This window comes from Wolbachia endosymbiont of Drosophila leontia (assembly GCF_028981785.1).
In the GTDB taxonomy this organism is placed as follows: domain Bacteria; phylum Pseudomonadota; class Alphaproteobacteria; order Rickettsiales; family Anaplasmataceae; genus Wolbachia; species Wolbachia pipientis.
Window position 1 is genome coordinate 1 of record NZ_JAPQLK010000174.1, and the last position, 7,557, is coordinate 7,557.

Annotated in this window: 5 protein-coding genes and 1 tRNA gene; all 6 read left to right on the top strand. The window is 35.0% G+C overall.

Annotated elements, in window-relative coordinates; translation table 11 throughout:
* The first annotated feature begins 172 nt into the window (after window positions 1-172).
* Window positions 173-254, top strand: a tRNA-Leu gene (locus OZD63_RS05830).
* A gap of 158 nt (window positions 255-412) precedes the next feature.
* A complete protein-coding gene (gene tig, locus OZD63_RS05835; protein ID WP_274979631.1) occupies window positions 413-1,747 on the top strand; it encodes a trigger factor in 1,335 nt (444 codons plus the stop codon).
* An 11-nt stretch (window positions 1,748-1,758) separates the two neighbouring features.
* The gene (gene clpP, locus OZD63_RS05840; protein ID WP_038250016.1) at window positions 1,759-2,385 is read left to right on the top strand and encodes an ATP-dependent Clp endopeptidase proteolytic subunit ClpP; all 627 of its coding nucleotides are present in this window, start codon (window positions 1,759-1,761) and stop codon (window positions 2,383-2,385) included.
* Entirely contained in the window at window positions 2,385-3,662 is a 1,278-nt protein-coding gene (clpX, locus tag OZD63_RS05845; RefSeq protein WP_274979627.1) for an ATP-dependent Clp protease ATP-binding subunit ClpX, read from the top strand. The genes clpP and clpX overlap by 1 nt, the downstream gene beginning before the upstream one ends.
* A 15-nt stretch (window positions 3,663-3,677) precedes the next feature.
* The gene (gene lon / locus OZD63_RS05850; protein WP_275008359.1) at window positions 3,678-6,137 is read left to right on the top strand and encodes an endopeptidase La; all 2,460 of its coding nucleotides are present in this window, start codon (window positions 3,678-3,680) and stop codon (window positions 6,135-6,137) included.
* 283 nt (window positions 6,138-6,420) lie between these two features.
* On the top strand, window positions 6,421-7,530 hold the full coding sequence (locus tag OZD63_RS05855) for a Na+/H+ antiporter NhaC family protein (protein WP_275008360.1): 1,110 nt from the start codon (window positions 6,421-6,423) through the stop codon (window positions 7,528-7,530).
* Window positions 7,531-7,557: the final 27 nt, after the last annotated feature.

Below are 7,557 nucleotides of genomic sequence, written 5' to 3' on the forward strand. Positions count from 1 at the left end.
TTTTCAAATTGTTCTTTACTTATATCTCTTGGATAGCTTTTTTGCATAGATATACCTCTTTCTTAACTATACTTATTCTACCTCATATTTTCGAGATCCTTAACAGGTTCTAAGACTTTAAACCTTGAATATTTTTAATGGAATACCTATAATAGGGTACTGAAAATTTCTTGCGGATATGGCGGAATTGGTAGACGTGCCAGGTTTAGGTCCTGGTGAGCTTGCTCGTGGGGGTTCAAGTCCCTCTGTCCGCACTTTAAAGTCATGTAACTTAGGTTTTAAGGGAAAATTTATAATCACTAAATACACTTTTGTTTGTGTAAAAACCTGTTCTTAAGGATTGTGTTTAACTTAAATTCTGGTAAAATGACTCTATTAAGATATGAATTAAAATGTTAATAAATGAATTATGATGTCTAATAATATACCTCAAAATACAGTCGAAGTAAGTAGCGTATATACCTACAAAGAGCTTAGTATAGATAAACTAAAGTATGAGTATGAAATCATAGTTGGTAGTGATTATATAAAACAAAAGGTAAATTCCAGGTTGCAAGAGATAGCAGAAAATGCAAAATCACCTGGATTTAGGGCTGGAAAGATGCCCTATGACCTTGTTGTTGCAAATTATAAAAACGAGGCTTTGGAATATGTGATAAATAATACAATTGATTATTGCTCAAGTGATTTGATGAAAAAAATTGAAGTCAAGTCTCACATTTATCCTAAGGTTGATGTTATATCATTACCAGATCTGGGCAAAGAAAATGAGGAGGGCAATTTTGTATACAAGCTATCTTTTGAGTCGATGCCTGAAGTACCGATGATAGATCTTGACAAAATAAACTTAAAGAAAATTGAAGCAAGGATTGAAGAGGAAGATATAAAAGAATTTATTGATTCTATCAAAACAAAGTTCCCCAATTTTGCCTCTGTTGATGATGCTTCTTACCAAGCGAAAGATGGGGATAAATTGATAATTGATTTTGAAGGGCGGATTAGGAATAAGCTCTTTCAGGGTGGAAGTAGCAAAAATTTTGCCGTTAATTTAGGGTCTGGCACATTTATTAATGGTTTTGAAGATCAATTAACTGGTATGAAAAAGGGAGAGGCAAAGAACTTTAAGTTGAAATTTCCTGAAAATTACCAAGCCATTTCCCTTGCAGGACAGGAAGCTGATTTTTCTGTGCGAATTAATGAGATTCAGGTTGCCAAAGATTTTGAAAATGATGATGAAATAGCTAAGAGTATTGGGTTCAAAGATTATTCTTTGCTAATAAGTCATGCAAAAAAAATGATTGGTGATCAGTGCACCGAAATGAGAAATCTCTTAATTAAAAAGGAGCTGTTTGATTATTTGGATGCTAATTATAGTTTTGATTTACCCACAGACATAGTAAAACAGGAGCAACAAAGAATGGAAGGAGAATTGGGTGCTCAAAATGATTCTCGTAAAGAAGCTGAAAAACGTGTAAAGCTTGCTATGTTATTTATGAAATTTAGTGCAGAACATAAAATATCATTAACTCAAAATGATGTTTTGAATGTGATTGTAAATCAATACGTCAGTAAGGATGTACCGTTTGACAGAGTACTTAAGCATTTTGAATCAAATAAACAATTTCAAGAATTAGTTAGAGGGCAAGCGCTTGAGTATAAAGTGACAGATTATATAATAGAAAAAGTGAGTAAAGAAGAGCAGGTTATTTCTGTGAAAGAATTAAAGGAATTGTTTGGTAATATTTAATAGGAAAGGGTATGACTCTTATACCAATTGTAGTTGAACAAACTAGTCGCGGTGAGCGCGCTTATGACATATATTCAAGACTAGTGAAAGAAAGAATAATTTTTGTAACAGGTCCTATTGAGGACAACATGGCTAGCGTAATAGTAGCACAGCTTTTATTTTTAGAATCGGAAAATCCCGATAAAGACATTTGTATGTACATCAACTCACCAGGTGGTGTTGTAACTGCTGGTTTGTCGATCTACGATACAATGCAGTATATAAACCCAGACGTTTCAACTTTATGTATAGGTCAAGCTGCGTCTATGGGTTCTTTATTGCTTGCAGCTGGTACAAAAGGTAAGCGCTACTCTCTACCTCATTCAAGAATTATGATACATCAGCCATCTGGTGGTTATCATGGTCAAGCAACTGATATAGAAATACATGCTAATGAAATTTTGCGGGTTAAGAAAAAACTAAATCAAATTTATGAAAAACATACTGGAAATTCACTGAAGAAAATTGAAGGAATGATGGAAAGAGATAAATTCATGGATCCTGAAGAAGCAAGGAAAATTGGCTTAATTGACAGGGTGATAGCTGAGCGTACAGATATTGAAATTGAAAATACTAAAGTTAAACAAAAGGTGGGTTAATGGATAACAATAATGATTTACACTACTGTTCTTTTTGCAACAAGGCGCAAGATGAAGTAGATAAATTGATTACTAACTCTTCGGATGGTTTAAAGGTGTTTATTTGTAATGAGTGCATAGAATTATCCCATAAAGCAATAAGTCAAAAGAAAGATAGATCTTTTAATTCAGATCGTATATCTGATATGAAGCTATTACTAAAGAAACCTGAGGATATAAAAAACTTTCTCAGCAAGCATGTTGTAGGTCAAGAACACGCGCAACACGTTTTATCTGTAGCTATGTATAACCATTGTCAATCCATGGTACAATTTCATGCTATAAGTGATATTGAAATCGAGAAGTCAAATATAATGCTTATTGGTCCCACTGGTTCTGGTAAGACTTTGCTAGCCAAAACACTTGCTAAAGTTTCAGATGTGCCATTTGCTATGGCTGATGCAACAACTTTAACTGAGGCAGGTTATGTGGGTGATGATGTAGAAAGCGTGTTGTCGCGTTTATTACAAGCTGCAAATTATGACGTTGCAAAAGCACAGCGTGGTATAGTGTTTATAGATGAAATAGACAAGATCACAAGAAAATCTGAAAGCACTTCAATAACCCGTGACGTTTCAGGTGAAGGGGTCCAGCAAGCTCTGCTTAAGATTATGGAGGGTACAGTTGCTTATGTTCCGCCACAAGGAGGGCGAAAACACCCACAACAAGAGTTTATACAAGTGGATACTAGTAACATACTGTTTATTTGTGGAGGAGCTTTTGAAGGCCTCGATAAAATTATTGAAGCGAGAAAAAAGGGAACATCAGTTGGCTTTGGAGCAGATATAAGTCAGTCTAAAGAGCAAAAGAAAAAAAATGCTTTACATGATGTTCAACCTGAAGATTTAATCAAATTCGGTTTAATACCCGAATTTGTAGGGCGGGTTCCAATAACTGCTGTTTTAGATGAGCTGGATCATGAAGATTTAATACATGTGTTGACAGAGCCAAGGAATGCACTGATAAAACAGTACAAAGCATTGCTTGCGTTTAGCAAAGTAAACCTTGAGTTTTCAGATGAAGCAATATCAGCTATTGCTAAAAAGGCTATAAGCTACAAAACAGGTGCAAGAATGTTACGTGCTATCTTGGAGTCACTTTTGCTTGACATTATGTATACATCTGGAAACGGAGGCTTTGAAGGTAGCACTATAGTAATCACTAAGAAAATGGTAGAATTAGGAAAAGCAACGGTTAATCATAATAACAATGGCAATGTTATAATGGTTAATGATTAATTTGAGGCATATATTGTGAACATTGAACGTACTGTGAGCTCTGGTTTTGCTGCATTGTCAGTATTACCTTTAAGAGATGTAGTAATTTTTCCAAATATAATGGTGCCTTTATTCATAGGCAGAGAAAAATCTGTTAATGCACTAGAGTATGCAATAAGTAGTAGTAATCACCAAAATGAGATTTTTCTTGTAGCACAGAAAGATGGCTCTGTTGATAATCCAGAGCCTGAAGATCTTTATGAAGTAGGTGTGTTAGCAAGCATTGTACAACCGTTAATAAAATTACCTGACAATGCAGTAAAAGTTATAATCCGGGGGATAAGAAGGGGAAGGGTTGTAGAATATATTAGCTCTCATACTTTATTACAAGCCAGGGTAGAGTTAGACAGTCATTATGAATATGAAGAAGATGAAGGCAATATTGATTTAGAGGCTTTAAGGCGGTCTGTTGTAGACGCGTTCGATAGCTGGTGTAAGCTAAACAAGAAAAATCAACCCGAGGTTGCCATTAACTCCATTGATCAAATCAAAGAAGTTGATCAACTTGTAGACACGGTAGCTTCACATTTAAATATAAAAGTATCAGATAAACAAAGTATACTTGAGGCTTATGACCCAGAAGAGCGTTTAAAAAAAGCTTTTGCTTTTATTGAGAGAGAAATGAGTATTTTGAACGCACAAAACCGTTTATATAAGACAATTAAATCGCAAGTTGAAAGCACTCAGAAAGTTTACTACCTTAACGAGCAATTGAAAGCTATACAGAAAGAATTAGGCGAATTTGAGAATGGTGATGAAGGGAATATACTCAATGAATTTGAAAAAAAGATAAATGAAACAAAGCTTTCTCAGGAAGCAAGAGAGAAAGCTATAACTGATTTGAAGAGATACAAGAAAATGAATCCCATTTCTCCTGAAGCTACAGTTATATCTAGTTACTTGCATTGGTTACTTGATTTGCCGTGGGGGAAGTACAAAGATGCAAAAATTAACTTAAATGCAGCTAAGAAAATCTTAGATGAAAATCATTATGGCATAGAGAAAGTAAAAGATAGAATAATAGAATTTTTAGCGGTATTAAAAAGAGTAAAAGAGATAAAAGGTCCTATACTTTGCTTAGTTGGACCGCCAGGTGTTGGTAAAACTTCTTTAGCTAAGTCTATGGCAAGGGCAGTAGGAAGAGATTTTGTTCGCATAGCTCTTGGTGGTGTGCGTGATGAGTCTGAGATACGAGGGCATAGGAAAACTTATATTGGCTCAATGCCTGGTAAAATCATTCAACACATGAAAAAAGCTAATTCATGCAACCCGCTTTTTCTGCTTGATGAAATAGATAAGATGGGTTCTGATTCGCGTGGCGATCCTGCATCTGCATTACTTGAGGTTTTAGATACTGAGCACAATAAACACTTTACGGATCATTACTTGGAAGTTGAGTTTGATCTTTCAAGTGTAATGTTTGTAGCTACGGCAAACAGCTTAAATTTACCACATCCTTTGCGTGATAGGATGGAAATTATACAATTGTCCGGGTATACTGAAGATGAAAAAATCAGTATTGCTACACACCACCTTATTCCGAAGTTAAAGAAGGAGCATGGTTTGTATCAGAAGGAATGGGACATAACTAATGAGGCGTTATACGAGTTGATACGTTTATATACACGTGAAAGTGGTGTGCGGAGTATGGAAAGGGAGCTTGCAAAGCTCATGAGAAAGGCAGTTAAAGAAATATTGACTGATAAAAATAAGAAAATATCCGTAGGGGTTGACAATTTACAAGATTATTTAGGGGTACGTAAATATACCTTTGGCATTGCGGAAAATGAGAGTTTAGTAGGAATAGTAACTGGGCTCGCCTATACTGAAACAGGTGGTGATATTTTGATGATAGAATCAGTCCTAATTCCGGGCAAGGGAGAAATAAAATACACAGGAAAGCTTGGAGAGGTTATGCAAGAATCTATAAAAGCTGCGTATAGTTATGTTCGATCAAATTGTTTGTTTTTTGGTATAAAGCCCGAAAAATTCCAAAATAATGATATACATTTGCATGTACCTGAGGGTGCGGTACCAAAGGATGGCCCTTCTGCTGGCGGCGCGGTATGTACGTCTATTGTTTCTCTTATGACGAATATACCAGTTAACAAAAATGTTGCTATGACAGGCGAAGTGACATTGCGTGGTAGAGTTTTAGCTATTGGGGGCTTAAGAGAAAAATTGCTTGCAGCGCTCAGAGGATCAATCAAAACTGTGATTATACCAAGTGAAAATGAGAAAGATATGCAAGAGATTCCGGCAAGCATCAAAGAGGGGATCAACGTAGTTTTTACTAAGAATATTGATGAAGTTATGAAAGTTGCTTTAATGCACCCTACTACTCCAATTGATGGTGATGATAATCAAAATAGTGTGCCTTCCTCTATAGAAAGTAAAGATGATACTTTTCCTATGTCGGAAACATTGAAGCATTAGATTAAAAAAATATTATCAATCTCCATTTCTCTTTTATCCGGCAAAAATCCACCAACTTGTGCATCCCATAAGGATATGACTTGCTTTGTTGTTATGTCATTCATATTTTTTACTTATTCTATCTCCCAGTTTAATTCAAGTAGATGATATATTATAATAGTCCTTTTCATGGAAACCTTTTCTGGTAGATTGCTTTCTAGAAAAACATTGGTCAAGGTGCTAACTGTGGTTTATAATAATATAAATTATATCATAGTTGATTTGCATTTATCAGAGCTGAGGTATGTTTTATCTTACAAATTTTTTGCCTATTTTACTGTTCCTATTTCTTTTTGTAGGGAGTGGTATATATTTTACTGTTCTTGGCGTGTCAAATGCTTTTTATCAGTTATCTCCACTAGTAGCCATTGTTCCTGCCATAGCTCTGGGTTGGGTTTTATACAAGGGCAATACTGAAGAAAAAATGTATGCCTTTCTAGATGGGGTAAGAGATCGTAATATTATCACTATGTGCATCATTTTTTTACTTGCAGGTGCATTCAGTGAAGTAACTAAAGCAATCGGTAGTGCTGATGCCACAGTTAATTTGGCTCTTTCATTTATACCAACACAATTTTTACTCATAGGATTATTTTTTGTAGCAGCTTTCATCTCCACTGCTATTGGTATATCAATGGGCACCATTGCAACAATTGCTCCTATTGCAGTTGAACTGACACAAGCTGGGATTTCTCCTTCCTTAGGAGTTGCAACCGTTGTAGGAGGAGCAATGTTTGGTGACAATTTATCTATTATCTCTGATACTACAATTGCATCTGTGATGTCTCAAAAGGCTGATATAAAGAAAAAATTAAAACTGAATGCAAAAGTGGCACTAATTGCTTCTATATTCACAATAATTATATTATTTTATAGCTCAAGCAATAGTGCTGCTATTTCAGTTAAGGAGTATTCTTTATTGCTTGTGACTCCTTACATAATACTTATATTGCTTGCGAACTTTGGAATAGATGTATTTACGGCATTGGTTTTAAGCATAACTTTTGTTGGAATCATTGGATTTATAAATAACAACAATTATGGTTTATTGTTTTTAAGCCAAAACATCACTAAGGGATTTATGAGTATGCATGAAATTATGCTACTGTCATTGATGGTTGGCGGGCTTTCAGGACTAGTAGGTAAAAATTCTAAGGAGTTTGCAGATAAACTTTCATCTTGGGTTATGATACAACGTGGTGGACAAAAAACAGCGCAGTTATTTATTGCAAAAATAGTCAGTATATTTGATATTTTACTTGCAAATAATACCATCGCTATAATTTTTAGCGGTGAAATTGCTAGAGATATTGCTAAGAACCTGTTTAAAATCTTCGTAATAGGAGAGAAATGAAGGAAAGGACAATCATTTGCAAGCTGG